The sequence below is a fragment of the Metabacillus niabensis genome, assembly GCF_020524345.1.
Classification (GTDB): Bacteria; Bacillota; Bacilli; order Bacillales; family Bacillaceae; genus Metabacillus; species Metabacillus niabensis_B.
The window spans coordinates 237,889-263,844 of sequence record NZ_JAIVLH010000004.1 but is presented as its reverse complement, the minus strand read 5'-3'; the positions used below and the strand labels follow the sequence as shown (position 1 = coordinate 263,844).

Genomic DNA, 25,956 nt, shown 5'->3' with positions numbered 1-25,956 from the left:
TATTTAACTATAAAACATAAATAAAGTCTGGATCATTTAGTGAACCAGACTCTTTTTCATGTATGAACTTAAGTACTTTTATTTATCTCCTGTATGTGTTTTTAATTTGAATAACTTTTTTAAAAACAAAAATCAGCGCATGTATATTGGCGATCAATTCTTCTTTCTCTCCAGAATCTTTTCCACCATTTACTTGATTGATTACCATCATACAGGTTTCTAATTCTATAATAGATAGATTTATTTTGTTTTGATGTAAGTATTCATATGAACGTGAAACATGATGTTTTACTTGGTTTTGAATCTCGCTATTTTCTATTTTTTCCGCTAACGATGTGACATACTTACTATTTTCTACTAAATGATCAAACCCGAGCAATTCAATTTGAGAAAGAGAAGTTACATTTGATCCGGCATTATCAATGAGTTCAAATCGATAGTGTGAAAAAGCACCTGGATTTTCGATTGTAAAAGCTTTTGTGTATCTCCTCCATTTAAACTGAACATGTTCTTTTCTATCAAGAACTTCCCAATCTTCCCCATCATTTGAACCCAGTAACAACCAGCTTTTAGGGTCTTGATTTTCTTCCAGCCCGGATGTCAGGGTATATAGTAGAGCTTCCTTCTTTCCATCCTCAAATTCGTATTGTATCCAGGCTTTATTATGATTTATTTTCAATTGAGTAAGCGAGTTATTATCAAAGGCATTGAGTGCAGGACCAAGATCAGAATGATAGGCTTTCCCTTTCATACCATCTGTTAGATCGTTTAAACGAGTTGATGAGATAGAAGTTCCGTTAGTTGAAATTGGTGTTAAAGAAGCTGGTAAAGCATGAATACCCGATCCCCAATCAGATGGACAATCTCCCATTTCAAACTCTAATGTTGCTCCATTTGTAAGTATGTCATGATCGATTGTTACCTTATCATATGGAATTCCATTTACTTTAAGGCTTTGAATATATTTATTTTCATGACTGACATTAGGTGCAAGAATCGTTATTTTATGACCATTTTCAAGATGTATGATCATTTTTTTAAAATACGGTGCTCCGATCGTATAATATGGTGCGCCCATTTGTAATGGATAAAAACCGGCTGCACTAAATAAGTACCAGGCAGACATCTCACCATTATCTTCATCACCAGGATACCCTTGGCCGATTTCGCTTCCTATATACAATCTTGATAATACTTCCCGTAGTTTTTCCTGTGCTTTTGCTGGCTGCCCGACATAATTATACATATACAAAATATGATGGGAAGGTTGATTACTATGTGCATACATCCCCATCCTCATATCACGCGCCTCACGCATCTCATGGATAATTTGGGAATAATGCCCTTTGTATAAGCCTGTTTCAGGAATGGAGAATAAAGCATCCAGCTTTTTTGCTAATTCTTTTCGGCCACCATATAGATTTGCTAACCCTTGACCATCATGTGGTACATGAAAAGCCATATTCCATGCGTTTGTTTCCGTATAATCTCCACCCCATTCTTCAGAATGGAAGAAATCAGCAGAAGTACGCCATTCTCCGGAAGGTTTTTTCCCCATAAAAAACTTTACATCAGGGTGAAACATTTCCACATAATTTTGAGCTCGTTCTTTATAATAAATGGCATCTGTACAGTATTGGGAGTGCATTGGATCTTTTGGATCTGTTTGTAATGCCAACACATTTGCGAGATTTGCAATAGCAAAGTCATTGATATAACCATCCAACGCCCATGACAACCCTTCTTCAACGGAATTGTTAGTAAATCGGTCAAAAATGGATGTTGTTAACCCTTTTCTTCCAACACTTTCATCTTCACTTGCGACAGCTGCGTTTTTAATGGCGGATTCATAAAAAGCGGTCACATCAAAGTTGGATACTCCTTTTAAATAGGCATCTGCAAAGGCAACATCTGAACTTGTTCCGACCATTAAATTAGCATAGCCCGGAGAAGACCATCTTGATATCCAACCTCCGTCTTTATATTGTTGAATAAATCCATCGATCATTTCTCCAGCATGTGTTGGATTAAATAAAACGTATGCCGGCCACGCTGTTCGATATGTGTCCCAAAATCCGTTATTGATATAAGGTTTTCCTTCTAATAAATTTGCTCCAGTTTTTACAGGAGTATCTTTGCCTTTTGGTTTTGAAAAAGGACTTGCATACATAAATGTCGGAGCATCAACTGTACCTGTATTTTCATAGCCGACATTTGGGTACAAAAACAATCGATAAAGATTTGAATAAAGTGTTATTAATTCTTCTTCACTTGCGCCTTCCACCTCGATAATGGACAGTTTTTCTTCCCATGCATGTTTCGCTTTGTTTTTTACGATCTCAAATGTATCTTCTTGCTTTATCTCCTGATGCAAATTTCTTTTTGCTTGTTCAACACTAATTAAGGATGTAGCTATAGTCATCGTAACGGTTTTATCTGATCCCTCTGTATTAAAGGAAATAAAACCTGCAACATGATCCCTGTTTTCGCCGGTGAACTTGCCGCTTGTCATCATCTTTTTATCAAAAGTTGCATAAATAAACATTCTTGTTGCACCAACTGATAAGTTGCTTTTCACATCAGAATAGCCTGTAATGATGTTCTCTTCAGGTAGTATGGTTAACCCTCCAAGATCATTCACATTGTCGAAAATGAGACTTGATACATCATCCACAAACGTAAACCTAAACATTGCTGCACGGTTTGTAGGAGTAAATTCGGTCTTGATTCCATTTTCAAATACCACTTTATAATAATGAGGTTTTGCCACTTCATTTTTATGCTGAAACGGAAGTGCTCTTTGTTTTCGATTCACACTCGGACTACTGGATCCAGAAGGCATCACCTGAAATGTTTGTCGATCTCCCATCCATGGACTTGTTTGGTGACTTAATGAAAAAGCTTGTAATTCAGGTAAATTATCTGTGTTATTATGTTGTTGATATGAGTATAGCCAGCTTGTAGAACTAGCGTCTGTAACAGGCGTCCAAAAGTTAAATCCATGTGGTACGGATACAGCTGGAAAATTATTTCCTCTTGAGAAAGTAGAATTTGAATTTGTGCCTCTTAAAATGCTCACATAATCGATAGGGCTTTTAGAAACTTTTTCACCTGTATTCTCAGTGATACGAATATCATCTATACTCCCTCTAAAAATACCTGGCCCTTTTGGTTGGTCATATGCTACTAATATGCGCAGAATTTTTTTACCGCTTGCTACAAGACCGATTTTAGATCGTTTATAATTCCATTGATTCGGATATAACGTATTCGAATCACCTTGGGCAATTGGACTCAAACGATTTCCGTGCTGATCGACTGCTTCAAGATCACTTAAATAGGTTCCATCACTAAAAGCAAGATCAAGACTTACATACGTGCTTGAGTAATCTCTCTCTTCTTCATCAGCAAACTCCGGATGGATCAAATAAGAGAGTGTAGTAGCAGGAGTAACATCTATTTCCACTTCAAAAATTTTATTAAAGGAATAACCTCTGTTGCTTGAAACATGATGACCCGAGTAACTCAGTGCTTTTTGACCTGACCATCCCACATTTGTTTTACCTGTATAACTATTACAAGGTCCTGAGTCTACTTCCGTTTTCATCATACCGATTTCTACGTTTTGATCAGAATATACACCTGAAGATAATCTCGTGCCATTAACCTTTACTTCTACTGAATTTTCCCAATGCGGCTGTTCTTCTATCGTTTCAAATGAGGAAAAGAAATGAATCTTATCTCTATCATCTGAAACTTGAAGCACCTTTTTAATGTCAGCTGTTTTATCATTCATGAATGCTTATAACTCCCTAATTAATATTTATTTAAACACTCTGATTGAATGCAGATATGAAAATCCACATTCAACCAGGCATCAGATGCTTAATAACTCTCTATCTCATTTTCTGAATGTTTACGAAAACTCTAAAGCTCTGATATAAAATTACGTTCTTTTTCCTTTCTATCTTGACTCCCTGTTGATTCAACGGGAGCCAGCATTTTGATGAATAGCCCTCCAACAACCGAACGATTTTGAAAGTTCATTTGCTTTCCGGAAACTGTATCATACCAATCTGTAAAAGGAACACGGCTTTCTGTTTCATGTAAAAACCTCCAAAGAGGAGCGATCATTTTTTCAAAATCCTCTTTTTCATTTGCCATTGCAGCAGACCAAACAAGCCAATCGGCCTTTGTATATGTGTTTCTGTTATCAAGGGGTGTTCCATATTTATTTTGTTTTGAAAGATAATAAGGTATTTCCTTCTGAATAATTTCTTTTGAGAACAAATTCAACCCAAATAGGGTATCCCAAATTAAATTGTATTTTAAACTCCAAGTTTCATTTAAACTATCAAATGTTAGGTTGTAATGAGTATTGGCCGAAGCCATCTCTTCCCATTGCCGGGCCATTTCTTTAGCCGTTTGATAGTAGGTTTCGCCATTCTTTTCGTCTAGCATATTACACATAATTGAATACGCTCCAATTCCAAGGATGGCTTTTACAGATAAATTGGCATTATGTGCAAGATGTCCGGCAAAGTCATCTGTACACAGCTGGTTTTCCGGATCAAGCCCGTTTTCCATTAAATAAGTGGCCCATTTTGATAAATGTGTCCAATGATCACGTGCAAAATTTGTATCATTTTCATATAAACATATGGCTGCTGCCATAATAAGCATGTTTCCACATTCTTCAATCGGCATCTGGTATTCTAGTTTATTTTCTCCGTATACCTGACCATTTGCTTTCGGATAACATCCAACATCATGTGGAGCAAAGTCAAACTGCCATTCCTCACTTTCAGCATAACGAAAGATCGGGCGCATCATTCCTTTGACCATCTCAGGGTTGTAAAGCAGGAAAAGCGGAATGGATGGATAACTAACATCTACCGTCGCTATACAACCGTTGCTAAAGTTTTCTTTTGATAAAAATAATAGATGACCATCTTCATCAACAACTGTTTTATGTGCAGCAATTGCCTGCCTATATGCTAATGAAAGCAAATCTTTATATGTTTCCCCGCTTATATCCGTACTTTCGTTTATTAATAATTGATTAAATTGATCACAGCGTATTTGAATTTGATCATATTGATCAAAGGCTGTTGAAAGCATCTCTTCAAAGGACTGACCATCTTTACGCCAATAGGCTTTTAACTGCTCTCCAAAGTATTCAATAGAACGAATATCATCATAAGCAACAGCTAAAAAACAAGAAAATTGTTCCTCCCTAATTTCACCTATATCTATGACAGCTGCCATAACTGGCACATCTAAGCCATCCCCTTCACCACTCGATAAACTTCCAGTCTCTAAGAATCGTTTACGTACTTGATAGGATTGGATGCTCGTTGATAGGTTTTCAGATTGAGGAGCAGCTAAATAGCAATATCCCCAGTCAATTCTTGTATCATCACCAACACGTTTTAATATTGGTTGTTCCTTCGTTCCCATATGCATGGCAACTATTTTATTTTGTATATGTGTCGTAGCACCTTCAACATCTTGATCGAATGAGTGTACACATAATTCTTTTGACACATCAATGTATAATTTGACGCTATGGCTCGTTCCATCAATCGAACGTACTCCAAACGTTACATAGGAAACCGGTTTAGACAATAACTCGACATCATCGAGCAGTAAAGGCGTCGTAAATTTAACCTCTAATTCAATTCCTTCTCCTTCAAATAGATATGTAGTCGTTAAAGGTTCGACTTTCACGTTTTTTTGCTCTAGAAAATCAGGCTCATGATACGTAGTCGTGTCATCCAATTCAACTTTCCCCATAAACCTTCGCGGTTTGCCATCGACTAAAAGTAAGCCGACCATACTATTTCGTTTATTCGTCCAATGAACAGTATGTTCATCATATAAATGATCTGAAGGTGACCATACGCTGAAATATGGATCTACTGTAATAAGTGGTACTGATGGCGGTCTTAATGATTGAGTCATTATTTTACATCTCCTTTGGTTTTCGTTGACTAATTTGATCCTCTAAGAAAAGGGAGAGACGATGACTCTCCCTCTTTTATTTGTAAGTGTTCACTCTGTTTTTATGATCAATTTTAATTCGAAGTACGATATCTCATAAACTCTGTACCGTCTTTTGCTTGTTTCGCTATTTCATTATCAACCTCTTCAATCCCTGCACTTTTTAAGGCCTCCTGAGATTCTTTAATTAATTTCTTCGCTTCTTCTTCTGATTTAGAGTGAATAGCCTGCAGCACAACATCACCTAATGTATCGAAAATAGGTTGGATTTGTTCATAATTTGCGTGTTTTTGAAAAACAGTATAAGGGTCTTTCCCTTCAACCGGTGTAATACCATTTGGAGACATTATTTGTTTAAACTCTTCTTCTATTTTATATCTTGGATCGTATTGGTAACCAAACGAACCACCGGCTAATGAAACGGCACGATGCATTCCGGCTAAAGTTCCGTAAGAAGAGTCAATCCCTTCATTGACCAATGTTTTTGGGTCATCCTTTAATTTGTCTACCCATTCTTTTTTGGCCTGCACTTTGCCATCAACCTTGTCATAATGAACACCTTCAACTCCATATTTTGTTAATAAGAAGCCTTCATCAGACGCTAAATAATTCAACATTTCCATAATGGTATCTAATTTCTCTTTAGGAACTGATGTCGGTACAGCGATAAGCTGAGAACCTGTTACATTTACCTCTGTTCGATGTGGATCTCCTGTAGCATCATTTAATGGTCCCAGTGGAACGTATTTGTCTTGTAAACCAGCTTTTGATAATCCCGTCCATAATCCCGGGAATTGGTTAGGAACTACAGCATAACGCCCCTGCATCAACTTCTCCTCTGCAATTGCACCTGTTTGTGTATACGCTTCCGGATCTAGCAATCCATCATTCAGCAGTTTTTGCATGTATAAAATATAGTCTTCATATTCGCTTGTTAAAAAGTTTAATTTGGTTTCCCCATTGTCATCAATCATCCAGCTTGCAGAGCCCGCAACAGGAACGAACATTTCAGATAATATATCTAATGGCCATCCATTCCCATTTGCACCTAATGGAAAGACAGGATTTCCATTTGATTCAAGGTTCGCATCTTTAACTGCTGTTAGAAAATTGTATAGGTCATCAGGTGTATGAACAGATTGAGGATCAATTCCTACTTGATCGGCAATCTCCTTATTCACATATAAGCCATATAACCAGTTAATCACATCATCTTCAGTTGCCGGATACCCGGCATGCAGCATGAATTGACCACCCTGCTGTTGACTAATGATATTGTCATATAATGATGGAGAAATATTTTCTTTTTTTACTAGATTGGCAAGATTCGGATATTTCTCGATATACTCAGTCAAGTCATGTAGCTGACCTTCATTTGCAGCTTTTAGTAATGTTTCACTTTCTTTTCCCCAAGCAGGTCCTGTATATAAATCAGGAAATTCACCTGTTGAAAATACTTGAGTAATTTTTTCTACTTCACTTAAACCTGTTGGATAATCAAATGCCAGTTTTACCCCTGTTTCTTCTAAAATTTTCTTAGCAACAGGATTATTTTCAACATCTTTAGGTGCATTACCTTCAGATCCTGCCCAGTTATGAAGTACTTTAACGGTTATTTCACCGTTTTCCCCTTCTTGCGATTCACTGCCGGCTTCTTCATTATTCGTACAGGCTGCTAATAATGTAAGTGTAAGAACCAGCATCATTGTCAGGAATAGCTTAAACTTCTTTTGCATGTTAATCCCCCTTGTAGATTTGTTTTTATGTGATAAACTTCTTAAAGTAAGAAGAATCATCCCTTTACAGAACCAATCATGACACCTTTTACAAAGTATTTTTGCAAAAATGGATAAACAAAAAGAATAGGTAATGTTGCTACCATTAATGTTGCCATACGCAACGATTCAGGAGTTGTCTGTGCAATAGTTTGTAATCCCACTGAAGTACCTGATTGGGAAGCATTTTTCGCAGCATCTGCTTGTGCAATTGATTGATTTAACAGATCATTTAATAAGGTCTGTACTGGTAGTAAATCTTTGCTAGTTACGAAATACGTACCTGTGAACCAGTCATTCCAATGAAAAACTCCATTAAATAAGCCAATTGTGGCAAGTACTGGCATGGATAAAGGTAAAATAATTTTTATAAAGATTTTAAAGTCACCACAGCCATCCATTTTAGCTGATTCTTCAAGTGAACTCGGAATTTGCATGAAGAAAGTTCTCAGCACAATGATGTTGAAAAAATTATATAAAAACGGGATGACATATACCCAAAACGAATCAATCAACCCCAAATCTCGATACAAGACAAATGTTGGGATCATTCCTCCGCTAAATAGTGTGGGAATAAAGATGAAGAAGGTAAAAAAGCTCCTTCCCGGTAGGGTTTTTTTCGTTAATGCATAGGCAAATAACGCACATAAAAACACATGTAAGGCAGTACCAATTACCGTTCGAAGAATCGTAATCTTATAAGCATCTAAAAATTTCGTATCTTGGAATATTTGAATATAATTTTCAAACGTAAACCCTCTCGGAAAAAAATAGATTGGGTTTTTCATTGCCTCTACACCATCACTAAGTGAATACGCTAAAATGTAAATAAACGGGTAGAGAGTAGTGAAAGCGAATATAGCTAACACGGTATAGTTAACGATAGAAAACATCGACCATTTTTTTCTTTTCACTTGTGACTTCCCTCCTTACCATAAAGATGTATCATTCACTTTTTTACTCACCTGGTTAGCCGTAATGATGAGGATTAATCCAATGATTCCTTGAAATAAACCGACTGCCGTTGCATAACTAAATCGTCCTTGTTCTAAACCGGCTTGTATGACGTATACATCTAAAACTGTCCCGATCTTCGCTGTTGCTGGCGTATTTAATAGTAGTAACTGCTCATAACCTGCAGACATGATGCCACCACAAGCAAGAATAAATAACAGGACCATGACTCCTCTAATGGATGGTAATGTTACATGCCAAATTTGCCTAAAACGATTAGCTCCATCAATTTTTGCCGCTTCATATAGTTGCGGGTCAACGCCTGAAATGGCGGCTAAATAAATGATGGCTCCCCATCCTATCCCTTTCCAAATATCTGAAGCAATGATGACTTGGTAAAAATAATTGATATTTCCTAAGAACTGCACCTTGTCAACTCCTAATGTTGACAGAAGCTCATTGACCGGCCCCCCATATGGCGTTAACATTCTTTGCAAAAGTGTCACAACGACTACCCAAGAAATAAAATGAGGCAGATAGGAAATGGTTTGTACCGTTCTTTTGAATTTCGTTACCCTCACTTCATTTAACATTAATGCTAAAATAATCGGCATCGGAAACCCAATTAACAATTTCATCAAACTAATGATTAAGGTATTCCTTATAATTTCTCCTGCTTGATAATAATTAAAAAACTGTTCAAAGTATTTTAATCCTGCCCATGGACTCCCAAGAATTCCTTTCACAAAGTTAAAGTCTTTAAATGCAATCGTAATGCCGTACATCGGAATATACGCAAAGATAAAAAACCAAATAATACCCGGAAGTAAGAACAGATAAAACACCCTGTGCTGCCATATTCTAAACCAAATACTTTTTTTATTTGTCTTTATGATCAATTCTTGGTGGGAAGCTATCTTCACTTCAGAGTCACCTTTCATTTCCATCCACTCCCCTTAAATCGTGACATTCACTTAAAAAGTTCACGACCATTTCACTGAAATTTTCGTTGAATCTGTTGAACTATGAGAATATTGGACAAATATTGTTTTCGATTCTTCATGCCAATTCCATTCGATTGGTGTCCTTTTACGGCCAATGACAAGACTTGCTTGAACCGGCTTTTTAGGACAATATATACGGGCTACTGCCCTTATTTTTTCTGGACCTTTTACAACCATTTCAAATCCGGAATCATGATTTATGACATCTTCTATCCTTGATGAGGCTGCAATGACTTTCATCTCTGTTTCAGAAATGTCATCGTCTAAATCGTATAATAGAGTCATATCTTCAGGACCTAGTTGAAGTTGAGTGATAACTGGTAAAGCTGGATCAAATAAATCAACGAAATGTCCATTCAATTTCAACGGTGCAGCAGAAATTGATTCATCCATAACTGCCGCGATTCGATAAGGCCCTCTTTTAACCATAAAATAATTCTTCTCTTTCAACTCAACTTGGTGATTGTTCGTGTTCAAGCATGTCGTAATTAAGTCTCTATACATGTCTGAGCTTTTTCTGTTATTTGCACAATCCTCTGGAGAAATGTTCAAAAATCCCAGTACCCCTTTATCAATTTCATATATGCTTTGTTCCTTTTCATTTGATATTCCTAAGATTTCGAACAAATGTTCTCTTGTAACATCATATTTTATCTTTCCGGTATTCCACCATTCTCTTACATGATGGTATGGATCTTGATCATTCCCTACATAAATCAAAACTCCACCTTCTCTTACCCATTTAGCAAGTGCCATATGTAAATCAGGGTACTCCGGTTTTTGAAATTCATAGCTTAAAATTAAAAGGCAATAATCATTTAGGTAATTTGAAAACCGTCGAACATTATCAAATTGAACAGGTCTAACCATAATTCCCCTCTTTAATAGCGGTAGCGTTAATCCATAAAAATGAGAGAAATTTAAAAGGTCAATGTCATCTTCATTTGTCACCGTATTCGTGTCAGTGCCATCATAGCGTTCGGATGAATCCTTATCATCGGTATGGAAATTTTTACGTTGATACATCATAGAATCTGAAACAAGAACCCCGATTTTTTCTGCCATTCCGTATTCTTTAACATCATCTTGATTCATATCCCCGAGGGTGTGCATAATCGTTAACAATGTTGTCGCATAATCTTCAGGAATTGCCTCCTTACCTGTTCCCTCTTCATTTGGATACTTTCCATCAAAAATCCGTTTTGGCCATGGAGATATTTCGTATTGAGAAATTTCAGGGTGTAATAATGAAGCAACAACCGTTTTAAGGTAATTTTTTTTATAATCAGACCAAGTGTATCTAGGATTATCTTCAATAGGATCATGCAAAAACCACATGTTCCGATCTGTTCCGCTTACTAACTCCTGCATCATCCCATACTCTAATAAAGCGGTTTCAAACGTTCGTTCCTTTCTGACACCTTCATATACATTTTTGGTACGTGAGGTACCAGTCCAAATTTGTGCAATGTACCCATCAATAGCCGGCAGGTCAAGAAGCATCGATTCCGGACTTACAATTCGCCATTGTGTATAATTTATTAAGCTATGAGTCGGAACGTAAAATCGTAAAAAACGATTGTATTTTACAAGGGCGTATTCTTTTAACTCACTGCAAAGTCGATCTAAACTGCGTTTGTATAAATAAGCTTTTAGATGTGAAGCACGGTATTGGGCGTCAACCGAAACATGTGGCGGCTGCCATGGTTCTTTGTAATAGATTTGCCATTCTCTTTTAAAGCTTTCTGAATATCCTCCATCAACCCAAAACTCCGGTTCCTCTAAATGAATGGCTTCAACTCCAGCATCTACCGCAAGTTTAATGCGACTTGTCAAATACTGTGTAAAAGCAACCGTTGGGACCATGTAAGGAATATCTTTTCCATGAAGGATATGTGATCCTTGTTTATTTTTTTGAGCTTCATCCCAATGTTCGCGACCATCAAATTTTCCATATAAATAATCTTGATATTCTCCCCATGCTATCCCTGTCATTAAATGAACAACATACCCCTTGTTCTTCCATTCTTGAATTCGCCTTGGCATTGATTCATCTATGCCGTATACCATGACAAAATCGGATTGTAAATCATAGGTAGCCTTGTAAGGAGCTGACTCTTGGAAACCTGTCCTTTCTTCTTTGCGATCCCTTATGTTCATTTCTTTTTGAAGCCTCCCCTTTTTTCCTATTATTTGATTTGGATAGAACCTCTAAAATTTATTGAGGTTCTACCCTTTCATTTCATGCAGGAATCTTGATTATTTTTTCGGCAATCCGTTTGCTTCGCGGATTAAATCAAAGTATTGATCTCCTCGAACAACTTCATATTCAGGTCCTAAAGAATTCACAATTTCCTGAATATGGGATGGTGTGACAGACCAGGATAACATCCCCATTGATAAAAATAGTGGTGATTCTCCATCCCAATTTGCCGCTGCCTCTGCAATCGCTTCTTTCGTTTCATACACACTTCCAACACCTCTTAAAATAGATATCGGAAGTTTTCCATTCAAAATGGATGTTCCAGTATAATTTTCCCAACTATAAAGAATACCTCTAGGTTTGATATATTTGACATAATCATTCACTTCAGATTCAGTTAAAGGTACATTTTGTTCATTTACACGATTAAGCGCATAAATAATATCCATTCCTGTTAATTTCATATATTTGTTTGTTTGCTTTGCAAAAAGAGGAAACGTATCATCCGGCCAAGGTGTTGGATAAATATATCCAGCTCCTGATGGTCCGACAACTAATAAATCATTCTCTGTAGCGGTTTGTTGATAGAAACTAAGCATCGCCGGTGCTGCATCATAGAGTAATGGAGTCGTAGACCAGTTAATTGGAACAGACCCTCTCGCTTCATCATCCCAAAGCTGTCGTAATTTATGCTGATTATATTGGAGATTGTCTCCTTCACCTAATGTAAAGGTCACATAGATTTTATTTTCCAGTTTTGGTGCAGGAAGTGCAGCCTGTTTTTCCATTTTCCCTATCGTCCCGGAAAAGACGGTCATGTTATTGAACCAGTCAGCCGCAAGAACATAGACACTATGCTCTGAAGCCAGTTCAGTTGAACTAAATTCACCAGCAACATCATTGCTGAACCAACCTAAATATGGAGTATTTGGTTCAACATCAGATAATATTTGTTCAAATAATTCTTTTTCTTCAGGTACATTCGTTTCTAACCAAAAGACCATTGCTTTGTTTGCGACTGCATAATCTCGTAAAAATCCATATGGTTCTTTCACTTCTGAAGATAGAGGTTTCACATTTGATGCAGAAACTTTAAATTGATTCCACATATCAACCGAAACTTGTAAATCTTCTGTCCCGGCAGGTGGTGTAAACTTATAGACGAAGTAATTACCGTTATCTGCCCAACGGTGACCACCAAAACGATCATCCGAATTTGAATTATTACGATCATATAAATAAGGTTCTTCCTCACTTGTACCAGGTATAAACTGGGCAATGATTTCGCCATCAGCTTTAACAGTTACTTCATGAACAGCTGGACCCCACCCGTCATTCGTGAATGCATCTTGAAAACGTAGGTAAACATCACCTTCACCGAGATAGTTCGACAAATCGAGATCATAAATATCTTGATTAGAACTGTCTCTAATCTGTTGCTCCTCCTCTAGAATCGTATCAAAATCATCCCAGTTATCTTTTGGTAACTCCACGCTTTTGTTTGGGTTTAACCCAACCAGCATCCGGTGAGTTGTCTTTGGCCAAAGATGTTCAAATTGCCATTTATATGCCTCAAGTCCATTTTCAAATTTGCCTCGTAAATCTTCAATCACCTTAAAACCGTATGGTGCCTGTTTAAGCTTCTCAGCAAGCTCAGGACTTACTACTACTGCATTTTCCAACCCTGCCATTGTCGTGGCTACGTTTATGGTATCCTCTACTTCAGGGTCATAAATAATCATGCCGGATACGAATTTTTTGTACTTTTTCACTAAGTCCCAAGGATCGTCAATCATAGAATAAGGAACATTAATATCGTTTAACCACGTATAATTTCCTTCTTCATAATTAGATTCAATCAGATAGATCGAGTTTTTTTCTCGATTAACATTTCCTTGGAGTGTTGTAAGAAGAAGTTTTTCATCACCTGAACGATCTCTCAAATCAACTACATCAAGATGCTTTGCTTTCGGAAATGTTGGTAGTGCCTGATTTTTTGGCCATGTAACATTTCCATTTTTCACCTTATTTGAATCAAGATTTTTCGCACTAACAGATGTTACTGATAAAATAAGGGCCAGTGCTAAACAGATTTGAATTAGTTTTCGAACCACCATTATTCCTCCCTATAGTAGCTAATCGTTTTTCTTTGATTCAGACTTCTAAAAGGCCATGAAATATAAACAATTTAACTATGTATCTACTCAACTATCACCTCCTAAAATATCGTAGATTAGTAAATGTTAGCGCTTACTTTTTGTTTTTTAATGCAGTTAAATGTGAAAATTAGTTCGTTTCATTGCGCTCCAGACACTCCATGCGCCGGGGAGGAAGCTGAGCCTCCTCGGCTTCGCCTGTGGGGTCTCAGCCTTTCCTCACTTCCCGCAGGAGTCGAGTGTCTTCCGCTCCATTCCACTATGGATTTAAAATATTATTCAAAGCAACAATCTTTGCGAAAGCAGTCTTAAAAAAGAATAATGTGGCACTTTGTGAAAGTGTTTAGATTGGTGAATAGAGTTCTTAATTCTCGCTATCTGTTGATTGAGCGATGAAACAGTCTGTGCATAGCCTCTATACGGAAAACCGATTATTTACGTATAACGATTATGGCAAATACGTAATTCTTTTAGAAAAATTGATGAGTAAGGAAGTAATTATGTTATTTAAGTAGAAAGTAGTGTCAATCTTAGAAGGAATAAATATGGGTAAATATGCAGAAAGCAACATTTGATATATTTAATTATATTATATAATTCATTTATGTCAATAATGCTTTTTGAATTTTTTATACTTTTTAAGAGCGAACAACCTGAATGTATTTTATAGATTATTAACATAATTAAAGCCTGGATCATTAAATGATCCAGGCTCTTTAACCTTATCTCTTACTTAAGGTTTTGTTAAAACCCCAGTCGTTTCTTTTATGATTAGTTTAGGAGTAAGATTTACTTTTTGATACCCCGGGTTAATCGTATGAGTTTGTTGATTCGCAAGCAATTGAAGTAATATTTTTGCTGCTTCTTGACCCATCATGTATTCAGATTGCGAAATATGAGTGTACACCCCAAAATCATCATATCCAGATGAAGGATCGTCATAAGTGAGAATTGAAATATCCTCAGGGACTTTAAGTCCCAGTCTTTTTGATAAGCTTGATATATACAAGCCCAATTTTGCATTAAGTGTAATAAACGCAGTAGCAGATCTCTTTTCCATGAGTTGATATAAAGGGTGGTCCGGCTCAAATTTATCGTAATCCACTCTAAAATCCGAGAGAATGAGGGTTGGATCAATCATCGCCCCCTTCTCCTTCAACGCATCCATATAGCCTTTTATTCTCAGCTCAACAGAAACTGTCGGTAATGCTGAATCGGAGCATATCGCAATATTCCGATGTCCCAAATCCCAAAGATGAGAAACGGCAAGCTTTGCTCCGAGAACATTATCAGAATTCACATAATTCGTTTCAACGCCGGGTAAATACCGATCAATTAGAACAAAAGGAAAATGGCGAACCTTTAATTCCAAAATATCATCATTATATATTTCAGCATCAACCGGGAAAATAAGTAAGCCTTCAGCATACATGTTCATTAGTTCTCTAATGGCTTCACGCTCTTTTTCCTTTGAATTTTGACTAAGTAAAATAACCAGATAATACTCTGATTCTTGTAAAACTTTATTAATTCCATTGATTAATCGGATAGCAAAAAAATCATTAATACCAGGCATAATCAGTCCGATCATTTTACGTTTCTTTTGCCCTTCCATCACTAATTCAGTTGAGGTATGGGCCAGATCCTGATTTTGTACAGTAACATTTGTTAATTGATGAACATCCTCACTAACAAAACTCCCCTTGCCAGGCACACGGTATATCCATCCCTCTTTTGCTAATTCTGTTAAGGCATTTGCAACCGTTATCCTACTCACATTAAACATTTCCATTATTTCACGTTCTGTAGGAATTTTTTCATTTGGCGATAATCGTTTCGTTACTATTTCATTTTTAAAATAATCTTGAATTTGCAAATATAACGGAGACCTTGATTGATTTTGCATTCGAAAAACCCCTTCTTTAAACCTATATGTATTTATTATATCAAATATATCATTTAGTGCAATAAAAGGGTTTCTTAAAAACCATTAATTAAATGTGCAGGCTACTCATTTTGAATGTCATCATCACTTCTATATTCTAAAATATCTCCAGGCTGACAATCTAAAGCCTTACAAATTGCCTCTAATGTTGAAAATCTGACTGCTTTTGCCTTGCCATTTTTTAAGATCGAAAGGTTGGCCATCGTAATTCCAACTCTCTCCGATAGTTCTGTTACGCTCATTTTCCGCTTTGCCAACATCACATCAATATTAATTATAATAGCCATGTTTTCACCTCAGACCGTAAAGTCATTTTCTGATTTAATGTCAATCGCCACTTGCAAAAGCCTTTGGAGAACAGCCGCAAACACGGCAATGACCATTGAAGCAAAGATAATGACCAAACCAATGACAATAATTCCCGGGGCATCGTCTACTTCTGCCATTAAATAAAAGAGTGGCATCCCTGCTGCATAGAAGATACTGATCGTAAATGCACAAAGTTTTATCTTTTTTAAAGCATTTACAGAAATTTGTGAGAACGCATTGTTTCTGTCAATATAGTTCAAAAGTTTAAAAGCCTGATACAGCGCAAAGTAAAATGGTATCGCTGATGCATACAAATCGATTAAAACGAGATATTTGATATAACCAAAATCCGGAAACAATTCGGCTGCAAAATTTGCAATCTCAGGAACCAAAAATATGCAAATGGCGAAAACCGGGATTCCAATTAGAATAACAGCTATTTTTAAAAATAATGTTGTTCCGCGATTCATACATAGCACCTCTCCTCATTATTGTCAGTATGATTTTAACCTAAAATTTATTGTTTTTCAATAAATAATTATTAATAAAGGACATTTTTATGTTTTTCAATAAAAAAAGCATTTTTCCAATGAAAAAATGCTTTTTGTGATACTTGCTATGACTTACTCTTTATCAAACCAAAGCTTTTCTTTGTCATCTACATCACCGTTATAGTTAATGAGAATTTCATCTCCAGCTTTTATATCCGTGTATGCATAGAAATCAAATGTATGATTGTCAAAATTAATTTCGTATATAGCATTTGGTTCATAGGAATGATTGAATAACATTCCATACCCAAGAAGAATAGCTGTATGATTTATCCCGTACTCAAATGCGTAATCAGCAAGCAGGGTTTTCTCTATGTATTTATGTTCATCATTCGGATATGCAATAACAGGTGCTTCATGTAAAAGTTGTCCTTTTTTTATATCACTTGTAGCAAATACACCCCTATTAAATTCTCCATCGCTTAGTTGCGAATTTTTTACCTCAATCATATTAGTCGCCTTCTTACCTTTAAAGTTATTGTATTCACTATAACATTAATGTAAGCATTTAGCTCTACTTTCAAACGTTTTTCGCAAACTTTGATGTTTTTTGTTTTGATTGGTAAAGAAAACTACTTCTTACTCTTATAATTATCTATGTTGATCTATAAGAATGAGATTACCATCGGGATCTTTCATTGTAAGACTAGCAGGACCTTCGGTTGTTTCATCTGCTTCTGACGTTAAATTCATTCCATTTGCTTTAAGCTGTTTTTGGATATCTCGAATGTCAGTAAACGTATCGAGGTTTTCAGCATTTTGATTCCATCCCGGATTAAAGGTGAGAATATTTTCTTCAAACATTCCTTGAAAAAGACCAATTACACAGCTTTCATTCTTCATAATGAGCCAGTTTTGCGTCATATCTCCTCCCAAAACTTCAAATCCCAGTTTTTCGTAAAATGATTTTGATTTGTTAATATCTTTTACACTTAAACTTACAGAGAATGCTCCAAGTTTCATGTTTTTCCTCCTAAAAATTTTTTCCTATTTGTACGTCTTTGTCTTGAATGTTTATCCACTATACACCATATAAATTTATTGAAAGGTGGTGATTACGTGTATAAGACAATCACAAAAAAGACAAAAGCTGTTGTAAAGTATTGTCCACAATGTAACAAAGATAACCCTTATTCAATCAATTATGTATCCGGCTCTGTTTTCTGTGAAAAATGTGGATATTGCCATTCCTCACAACATTGATACTTACATAATAGAATCCATTTAGTTACGTTTCTTTCATTATTTTTCTATCAATCATTTTTGGTAACATATAATGAAAATAGAAGACTCTTCCGCTAGCGTTGAGCTATTAATAATTAATGGGACGGTTGATTGGTACTCCAATCAACCTATTAAATGTTTTTAGATATTATAAAAGTTCATACCTCACAAAAGCAATTTGTTTGCTATCTGGTGACCAGGAATTCACATTGATCGTCCCTTGTCCTCCAAACAGTTTAAGAAGCAAGCGGGATTCACCACCGGAACTTGACATGATGCGTAACTCAACATCCTTATTTGGGGGATGATCCCCGGGTTCCACGTCTCCTTTACGATAAGAAAGATAGACTACTTTTTCACCATTTGGTGACACGTCCGGAAACCAGTTATTGCTTTCTTCAAATGTCATTTGCGTCTGATCACTGCCCATAGCATTCATGCGCCAAATTTGCATAAGGCCTGAACGTGTTGAATTAAACCAGATATGCCTGCCGTCAGGAGAATATTCCGGACCATCATCAAGTCCTGGCAGATCTGTTAACTGTTTTTCAACCCCACCGCTTGTTGGGATAGTATAGATATCATACTGTCCGTTCCGTTCAGCACAGTAAGCCAATGTATTACCATCTTGAGACCAGCCGTGCAAATAAGAAGGTGCCATCGGTGTAATGAGAGTCGGATTACCACCGTTTATTGGCATAATATAGATGCGAGATTGACGATCTTCCACAGTATGATGACTAACCGCAATGTGAGATTCGTCCGGAGACAACACATGGTCGTTATTACAAAAACAAGCAAACCCCGAATCAATTACACTCCATTCAGTCGTATGAATGTCAAAGGAGTAAATCCGTCCCCCACTGTTATAAATAAGCCTGTTATCACGAGTCCAATTGGGTGCTTCTATCACTTGATCAAAGGTTGCCAGTGTTTCTCTTTCACCCGTTTCTACATGTATGATTTCAAGAAAACTTTTTGTATTTTCCCGTACTGGAAAATCAAATGGTTCTTTAAGTGTATCCATCTTTATTCTCCCCCTTTTTCAAAAAACTCCTATATAATGAAAAATCATTATATGCTTCACCTAATCTATTACATACTATTCACCTTTAAAGACATTAATCCTCCTTTAAAAATACAATAAACACTAATCCTTAAATAAAACTGTCCCCTTTGTAAAAAATATATTAAAAACCGCCAGCAATCTTTATATCAGCTGGTGATCATTCAAATAAGGTTCTTTAGTATCTCAACAAAATAGGTTTCGAATCACTTGCATAAGGGTAAAAATGATGGTGCCTCTCCTGTTGGCATGAGACGTAAACATTGAATTAGAGTAATGACCTTTGGGAAGGATACATTTACGTCATTACGTATTTAAAAGTGAGGAGGTGTGAGCGGTTTTGATAAAGTTCAATAATGTTTCGAAAACATTTCAGGATGGCTTTAAGGCGCTTACGGATATTTCATTTGAGGTAAAAGAAGGAGAACTACTTGTTCTTATCGGACCCAGTGGCTCTGGTAAAACAACAACAATGAGAATGATAAACCGTCTAATCGAACCAACAGGTGGCACAATTACAATTGAAGGAAAGGATATTTCAAAAGAGGATCCCGTAAAGCTACGAAGGACAATTGGATATGTGATTCAGCAAATAGGTTTGTTACCCCATATGACAATTAAAGAAAATGTCTCCCTAGTACCACGATTGTTAAAGTGGAATAAAGAAAAGTATGTTGACAAAGTAGATGAACTTATGAAAATGGTTGGATTAGATCCTAGTACATTTGGAGATCGCTATCCTACTGAGCTAAGTGGTGGACAGCAGCAGCGGATTGGGGTTATCCGAGCATTGGCAGCAGACCCTAAAATTATTCTCATGGATGAGCCCTTTAGTGCACTAGATCCTATTAGTCGTGAACAGCTTCAGGATGAATTGATTCGCCTGCAACAAGAGATTCACAAAACGATTGTATTCGTGACACACGATATGGATGAAGCCTTAAAAATTGCGGATCGAATTTGCATTATGAAAGATGGAGAGGTTGTACAAATTGATCGACCTGAGAACATCATTCGCCGTCCTGCAAATGAATTTGTTCGTAGTTTTATTGGAGAAGATCGACTACAGGATAATGAGGCTCTTTCGCTTCCAAGTTTAAAAAAGCTGATTGTTCCACCTGTTACGGGATATAGAACAAGAGGGCTTGCTGAATCGTTAAAGCTAATGAGAAGAAGACGAGTTGATAGCCTTGTAGTGGTTGATAACAAAGATACCTTCCTTGGTATTGCGACAGTTTGGGAAGTCCAAAGGCGCTATAAAGAAGAGGAATTAACTTTAGCAGATGTAATGGATACAGACGTATTAAGACTACATATCAACGACTCTGGAGAAACTGCATTTCAGCATGTAAATAACTCGAAATATGGGTTTGTTCCAGTGCTTGATGAACAAAATAAGGTTCTTGGAATTGTGACCCGTGCTAGCCTCGTTGAACATGTTGTCGATCAAATTATTGAATAGGAGGTGTAAAAGATGAACATTATCCAAAGTACGATAGATGTATTTGTAAACAGATGGCCAACGATTTGGAGTTTAATTTTAGAACATATGTATCTTTCTCTTATCTCGATTGCCATTGCCATCTTAATATCGGTTCCACTGGGTATCTATCTAACCCGCCATAGGAAAATAGCGGACACTATTATCGGAATTGCTGGTGTCTTTCAAACGATCCCCAGTTTAGCCTTACTTGTCTTTCTTGTTCCGTTTATTGGAACAGGACAGCTTCCAGCAATTATTGCGTTAACGGTATATGGCTTACTCCCTATTTTAAGAAACACGTACTTAGGAATTACAGGTGTTGAGCAATCTGCCATTAATGCAGGTGTTGGTATGGGTATGACGAATCGTCAAGTTTTGTGGATGGTTGAATTGCCATTATCTCTAAGTGTGATTATGGGGGGAATTCGTACCGCAACCGTTTTAATTATTGGAGTCGCCACTATTGCTGGTCTTATCGGAGCAGGTGGACTTGGTGATTTAATTTTTCGCGGATTACAAACATATAACACCGGTCTCATTTTAGCAGGTGCCATTCCTTCCGCCCTTTTAGCGATAATTTTTGACTATTTAATTAAATTACTTGAAACCGATGTAACACCTCGAGGCATTCAGGAGACGAAAACAAACCCAAACGTTTCCCGTGTTCGGAAATGGGTTGTTGTTGGATTAATTTTGCTGATCCCAATCTCAACATTTGTCTCCCAAATAGGCGCTGAAAATGGTGGCAAAAATACGATTACGATTACCGGGAAAAACTTTACAGAACAGGAAATCTTGGTTTATATTATGGGACATTTAATTGAAGAGCACACAGACCTAAATGTAGAATATGAATCATTTCTTGGTGGAACAGCTCCTGCTTTTGATGGACTGAATGGCGGAGATTATGATCTATACATGGAGTATACAGGAACAGGACTCTTAAGCATTTTAAAAGAAGAAATGGTAAGTGATCCAGATGAAGTTTATGACATTGTCAAAAAACGGTTTAAAGAAGAATATGATATTGTTTGGTTAGAACCATTTGGCTTTAACAACACGTATACGTTAACAGTCCGGGAAGAAGATGCTAAAAATTGGGGTGTTTCAACCATTTCCGATTTAAAAAAGAAAGCATCTGAACTAACACTCGGGTCAGAGCCAGAATTTTTAGAACGACCGGATGGATACCCAGGTCTTGTTGACACTTACAACATTCAATTTGGCGGAACTAAGGGTATGGATTCCGGAATCATGTATAGTGCGATAAAAAATGGTGAAGTAGATGTCATCGACGCCTTTTCAACTGATGGACGTATTCCCGCCTTTAATCTAAAAGTCCTAGAAGATGATAAGAACTTCTTTCCTCCCTATTATGCGACCCCAATCATTCGCGCAGATACATTGGAAAAATATCCTGAAATTGAAGAAGTACTTGGTATGCTAGTCGGTAAAATTGACAATGAAAAAATGCAAGAACTTAATGCCCGAGTAGATATTGATAAACAACAATATGAAGATGTAGCAATTGATTTCCTAAAAGAAGAAGGACTTATTGAGTAAGGGCATGGTAACATGCCCTTCAAACATTCACTTATAGTCTAGGTATTTCATGACCAATACTGCCGCAATTAATCAAAACGATTTTATGACACTATGTTATCGTCGATGCTGAGGAAGCGGCGGCTTGATCAGCCTTCACACAATCAATGGCTACAACTAATGCGATGATAATGTCGTCCATCTCTTCTTGCATAATTTGGACCCGATAGCTATCCCCCCAACTGAACCACTCCTTGCTCACATTACCGATCACTTCACCATTCTGTAAAACACAAAAATCCATATCCCACCAGTTTCCCTGTACCTCAATTCCTGCCGCATCAATCGTATAACGTGCTTTAAAGAACGAAAACTCTTTCTTAATCGTTAACACCTTACGACTATTCACCTCAACAAAGAACGTCGGTAAAAAGCTAAACACTTTTTTTGATATAAGCGCAACTTCTTCTCTTGCTGAATTCATAATGGAGAAAGTCTTTGGGATTTGCATAAAGCTTCCCTCCACATAATAAACATCATTCTCTTGCTGATCCTTCACCGTAAACTTTCCGCTTAGACTGAATACCTTTTGTTTTATATAGAGTTGTTTCATCCTACACCACCTTCTATCAATTTGGTAAATGTTCTTTTACGGAATTGCACCTTAATCTTCAAATAAGGCAAAGACGAAGGTAATAATCACTGAAAATATACCTGCCACAACTAGTAAGGTTAGTAAACGATCTTTCGTTTCTTCTTATTGGTTTTCATGATAAGTGAACCAAAACAAGATAAGAAAGGAAAGAATTAATATAATCAATAATATATTAATATGTTCAATTAACGACCTCCCCAACTAGGTTGATGGCAATGACATTAAATATTCCATATATAAGAAATACGTTCCGTGAAGGTGAAAGTTTCATATTTTATCTAAGGAAATAAAATCTTTGAAAGATACACGACCACCGTCACTGTGATCATACTCCCTATTGTTGACAGCAAGACTGTTTGGGCAGCATAGTCAGGGTGATTGTCATATTCCAAAGCAAGTAAAGAACTATTTCTGGAAGTCGGAAATGAACTTGCAATAAACAAAGCCTGTGCTGTAATTCCTTCCAAATGAAAAATAGAGATAAAGACGAAGGCTAGACAAGGAGATATGACCAGTCTACCGATTATGCTAAGAATCAATGGAAGTGATAGGTGGTTAATTTTTAAAAAGGCACTCTGCGCACCAAGTGTGATAAGAGCGATGGCCAAAAACGCATTGGAGACTGTTTCAATCGGAGTCCAAATGTACTCAGGCACTTTAATAGCTGTCACATGGAGTAACATTCCTAAGAAAAAGGCATAGATAACAGGATTTTTGAAGAACGCCTTCATGGCTTGTAATTTGCTACTGCCAACAGAAACGGAATTAAACAAACCATAAGTATATGTTAAGAGATTTTGAAAGACCATCACAACAATTTGGATAGATGCACCTAATGGGTTATGCTGAAACACAAGCTGGCTTACAGGTAAGCCGAAATTACCTGAATTAATTAATACCACACTGTTTTTAAAAGTGGATGATAACCGATTCTCGAATTTAAACACCTTTGAAATGACTGTTGTAATAATGATTAGACAAAGACTTTGTACCGCAAGAAAGCTTAGGATCTCAAGGAGTATGTCCCCTCCCATTTTACTTTCATAAACATTAGTAAACCCAACTGCAGGCAAAAGAAGATACGTATTTAATTTCGATAAAGTTCCCATATCAAAGGTAAATTTCCGATGTAGAAATGCACCAATACCTATTAACGTAAAAACTGGCAAAATAACTTGTAATAAAATAAGAAAAAAAACGTCCATATCATTAAACCTCCATTACCTTTTACAAAAAAGCCATTAACAACTCCTTTTGATACTCTGTATCTAAATTATAAGTTCAAAAAATAGTTTATTGAAATACAAATATTTTATCGAAAGGTATTCAAAAAACGAATAGTTCTAATTAGAAAAAATTGGCTTATCGCTATGTTTCTAAAAGTAAAAAAGTCATGGCAGGATAGCCATGACTTAAATATCAACCTTAAAATCAAGTTCTTTTACATAATCAACAAATTCCTTTACAACTTTCATCTCAAGAGATTCTTCATGGTAAAGCATCCATGTTTTTCTTATAAGAGGAAGGCCTTTTTCATTTTTTAAATGGATACAATAAAGATCCGGATGATTTTCAATAAGGACACTAGGGAGAATTCCATAACCCAATCCATTTAGTACCATTTCCTTACACGTGTCTGCTTTGTCCACTTCCATTCCAATGAATGGAGGTGAGGAAAAGGTTCCTGTCCACCAATTATCGATTAGTGTTTTCAATGTCATATCTGTTTCATATTGAATTCTCGGTAAAGAAGGCAAATCTTCAAGGTCAATTTTCTCTTTTGAGGCAATACAAATCGTTTCTTCAAAAAGCAGTTGTTTGGCATCTGCCCAATGATAGTCTCCCCGTACAATACCAATATGGACATCTTGGTTATAAACAAGGTGGTATACTTCATGACTCCAACCTGTTGTCACTTTGTAATTTACATTAGGAAATTGTTCACGAAATAGCTTTAAAAGCCCAGGTAATTTGTGTCTTGTCATATAATTCGATACCGCTAATCGTAACGTCCCGCCTACCTCATGAGACATATTTTGGACTGTTTCTTTCATTTCACATAAACGACTAAGCATTTCATCTGCACATTTTACTAGATATTCACCTTGTGGTGTAAAATGAACACCTTTTGCTCCCCGCGTAATGATCACCACTTCAAACTCTTTTTCTATTTGTTGAATTTTTTTAGTTAATGTTGGCTGTGAGATATATAAACTATGAGCCGCTTTCGTTATATTCTTTTTTTCATAAAGCACTTTTAAAATCAGCCAATCACGTTCGTCCATTTGTTTCCTCCAACGTTCAACTAGTTATTTAGTTTGTTTCTGTCTTTTGGTTAGATTGATTCTATTATACCTGTGTTTTACTTTTGGTTGCACGTTGTTTACGCACTTTAATAAACTGTTTTCGGATACATCGTTGTTTCTTATGTAGTGTATATGTGAAAATTAGACCGTTCCATTGCGCTCCATTCCACTATTAAGTTAAAATAGTTTGGCAAAGCAACAATCTTTGCAAAAACAATTCTGCCAATTAAAAGAGGTCTTAGTAGAAAACCAACTAAGACCTCTTGAAATCAATTATTTAATTTTCGTCATTTCCATAATGACATCTTGACCGCCTGTTACGGACGGATTGTTTTGTTTATTTTCAATCTTAAACTGGTCTCCATTTAGAAGAATGATCGGTGTGATGATATTTGTTCCAGTATTTGATACCTTTTGTATATCAAATTCCGCTATTGGATTTCCTTTTTTAACTTTGTCACCTTCCGCAACATGAACTTGAAATCCTTCGCCATTTAATTTCACTGTTTCTAGTCCCATGTGAATAAGAATCTCTGCGCCGGATTTTGAACGAATAGTTATCGCGTGTTTTGTTGGAAACACACTGACAACCTCACCGTCAACTGGTGAATATACTTGATTTTCTGTTGGTTCGATGGCCATTCCATCTCCCATCATTTTTTCCGAAAAAACAGGATCCGGAACTTGTTCCAGCGCAACTGCTTTTCCTGTTAAAGGAGCATGAATTGGTTCCTTTTTTTGTGTAAACAATTTGAACATATTGCTCTCTCCTTCGTTTTG

Annotated in this window: 19 protein-coding genes; 2 read left to right on the top strand and 17 right to left on the bottom strand. The window is 36.5% G+C overall.

The window, feature by feature from the left end; translation table 11 throughout:
• Nucleotides 1-82: 82 nt before the first annotated feature.
• From LC095_RS07545 to LC095_RS07485, 13 genes are all read right to left on the bottom strand, one after another.
• On the bottom strand, nt 83-3,796 hold the full coding sequence (locus LC095_RS07545; protein ID WP_226527582.1) for a GH92 family glycosyl hydrolase: 3,714 nt from the start codon (nt 3,794-3,796) through the stop codon (nt 83-85).
• A 131-nt stretch (nt 3,797-3,927) separates the two neighbouring features.
• The gene (locus tag LC095_RS07540; protein WP_226527581.1) at nt 3,928-5,964 is read right to left on the bottom strand and encodes a glutaminase family protein; all 2,037 of its coding nucleotides are present in this window, start codon (nt 5,962-5,964) and stop codon (nt 3,928-3,930) included.
• A 113-nt stretch (nt 5,965-6,077) separates the two neighbouring features.
• On the bottom strand, nt 6,078-7,739 hold the full coding sequence (locus LC095_RS07535) for an extracellular solute-binding protein (protein ID WP_226527580.1): 1,662 nt from the start codon (nt 7,737-7,739) through the stop codon (nt 6,078-6,080).
• Between the two features lie 56 nt (nt 7,740-7,795).
• Nucleotides 7,796-8,692: a carbohydrate ABC transporter permease gene (locus LC095_RS07530; RefSeq protein WP_319005776.1), complete on the bottom strand. Its 897-nt coding sequence runs from the start codon at nt 8,690-8,692 to the stop codon at nt 7,796-7,798.
• A 15-nt stretch (nt 8,693-8,707) separates the two neighbouring features.
• Nucleotides 8,708-9,679 (bottom strand): ABC transporter permease, encoded by a 972-nt coding sequence (locus tag LC095_RS07525; protein ID WP_226527579.1) that lies wholly within the window; start codon nt 9,677-9,679, stop codon nt 8,708-8,710.
• Nucleotides 9,680-9,715: 36 nt separating this feature from the next.
• Nucleotides 9,716-11,896, bottom strand: a complete 2,181-nt coding sequence (locus tag LC095_RS07520; protein ID WP_226527578.1) for a hypothetical protein — start codon at nt 11,894-11,896, stop codon at nt 9,716-9,718.
• 99 nt (nt 11,897-11,995) lie between these two features.
• Nucleotides 11,996-14,053, bottom strand: a complete 2,058-nt coding sequence (locus tag LC095_RS07515; RefSeq protein ID WP_226527577.1) for a GxGYxYP domain-containing protein — start codon at nt 14,051-14,053, stop codon at nt 11,996-11,998.
• Between the two features lie 775 nt (nt 14,054-14,828).
• A complete protein-coding gene (locus tag LC095_RS07510) occupies nt 14,829-16,001 on the bottom strand; it encodes a GntR family transcriptional regulator (protein WP_226527576.1) in 1,173 nt (390 codons plus the stop codon).
• A gap of 101 nt (nt 16,002-16,102) precedes the next feature.
• The gene (locus LC095_RS07505; protein ID WP_226527575.1) at nt 16,103-16,327 is read right to left on the bottom strand and encodes a helix-turn-helix domain-containing protein; all 225 of its coding nucleotides are present in this window, start codon (nt 16,325-16,327) and stop codon (nt 16,103-16,105) included.
• Between the two features lie 9 nt (nt 16,328-16,336).
• Nucleotides 16,337-16,819 carry a DUF2975 domain-containing protein gene (locus LC095_RS07500; RefSeq protein WP_226527574.1) on the bottom strand — a complete coding sequence of 161 codons (483 nt, stop codon included), beginning with the start codon at nt 16,817-16,819 and terminating at the stop codon, nt 16,337-16,339.
• A 153-nt stretch (nt 16,820-16,972) separates the two neighbouring features.
• Nucleotides 16,973-17,350, bottom strand: coding sequence for an SET domain-containing protein (locus LC095_RS07495; RefSeq protein ID WP_226527573.1), 378 nt, complete (start codon nt 17,348-17,350; stop codon nt 16,973-16,975).
• 141 nt (nt 17,351-17,491) lie between these two features.
• Nucleotides 17,492-17,863 carry a VOC family protein gene (locus LC095_RS07490; RefSeq protein ID WP_226527572.1) on the bottom strand — a complete coding sequence of 124 codons (372 nt, stop codon included), beginning with the start codon at nt 17,861-17,863 and terminating at the stop codon, nt 17,492-17,494.
• A 409-nt stretch (nt 17,864-18,272) separates the two neighbouring features.
• A complete protein-coding gene (locus LC095_RS07485) occupies nt 18,273-19,151 on the bottom strand; it encodes a TolB family protein (protein WP_226527571.1) in 879 nt (292 codons plus the stop codon).
• Nucleotides 19,152-19,530: 379 nt separating this feature from the next.
• Here LC095_RS07485 and LC095_RS07480 point away from each other — a divergent pair, with 379 nt between their 5' ends.
• Together LC095_RS07480 and LC095_RS07475 are read left to right on the top strand one after the other, a co-directional pair.
• The gene (locus tag LC095_RS07480) at nt 19,531-20,652 is read left to right on the top strand and encodes an ABC transporter ATP-binding protein (RefSeq protein WP_226527570.1); all 1,122 of its coding nucleotides are present in this window, start codon (nt 19,531-19,533) and stop codon (nt 20,650-20,652) included.
• Nucleotides 20,653-20,664: 12 nt separating this feature from the next.
• Nucleotides 20,665-22,236 carry a glycine betaine ABC transporter substrate-binding protein gene (locus tag LC095_RS07475; protein WP_226527569.1) on the top strand — a complete coding sequence of 524 codons (1,572 nt, stop codon included), beginning with the start codon at nt 20,665-20,667 and terminating at the stop codon, nt 22,234-22,236.
• 91 nt (nt 22,237-22,327) lie between these two features.
• On the opposite strand, the gene LC095_RS07470 is transcribed toward LC095_RS07475, so the two are convergent.
• From LC095_RS07470 to LC095_RS07455, 4 genes are all read right to left on the bottom strand, one after another.
• The gene (locus LC095_RS07470) at nt 22,328-22,828 is read right to left on the bottom strand and encodes an LURP-one-related/scramblase family protein (protein WP_226527568.1); all 501 of its coding nucleotides are present in this window, start codon (nt 22,826-22,828) and stop codon (nt 22,328-22,330) included.
• 320 nt (nt 22,829-23,148) lie between these two features.
• On the bottom strand, nt 23,149-24,075 hold the full coding sequence (locus LC095_RS07465; RefSeq protein ID WP_226527567.1) for an AEC family transporter: 927 nt from the start codon (nt 24,073-24,075) through the stop codon (nt 23,149-23,151).
• Between the two features lie 207 nt (nt 24,076-24,282).
• Nucleotides 24,283-25,155, bottom strand: coding sequence for a LysR family transcriptional regulator (locus tag LC095_RS07460; RefSeq protein WP_226527566.1), 873 nt, complete (start codon nt 25,153-25,155; stop codon nt 24,283-24,285).
• A gap of 294 nt (nt 25,156-25,449) precedes the next feature.
• Nucleotides 25,450-25,935 carry a PTS glucose transporter subunit IIA gene (locus LC095_RS07455; protein ID WP_226527565.1) on the bottom strand — a complete coding sequence of 162 codons (486 nt, stop codon included), beginning with the start codon at nt 25,933-25,935 and terminating at the stop codon, nt 25,450-25,452.
• Between the last annotated feature and the right edge of the window lie 21 nt (nt 25,936-25,956).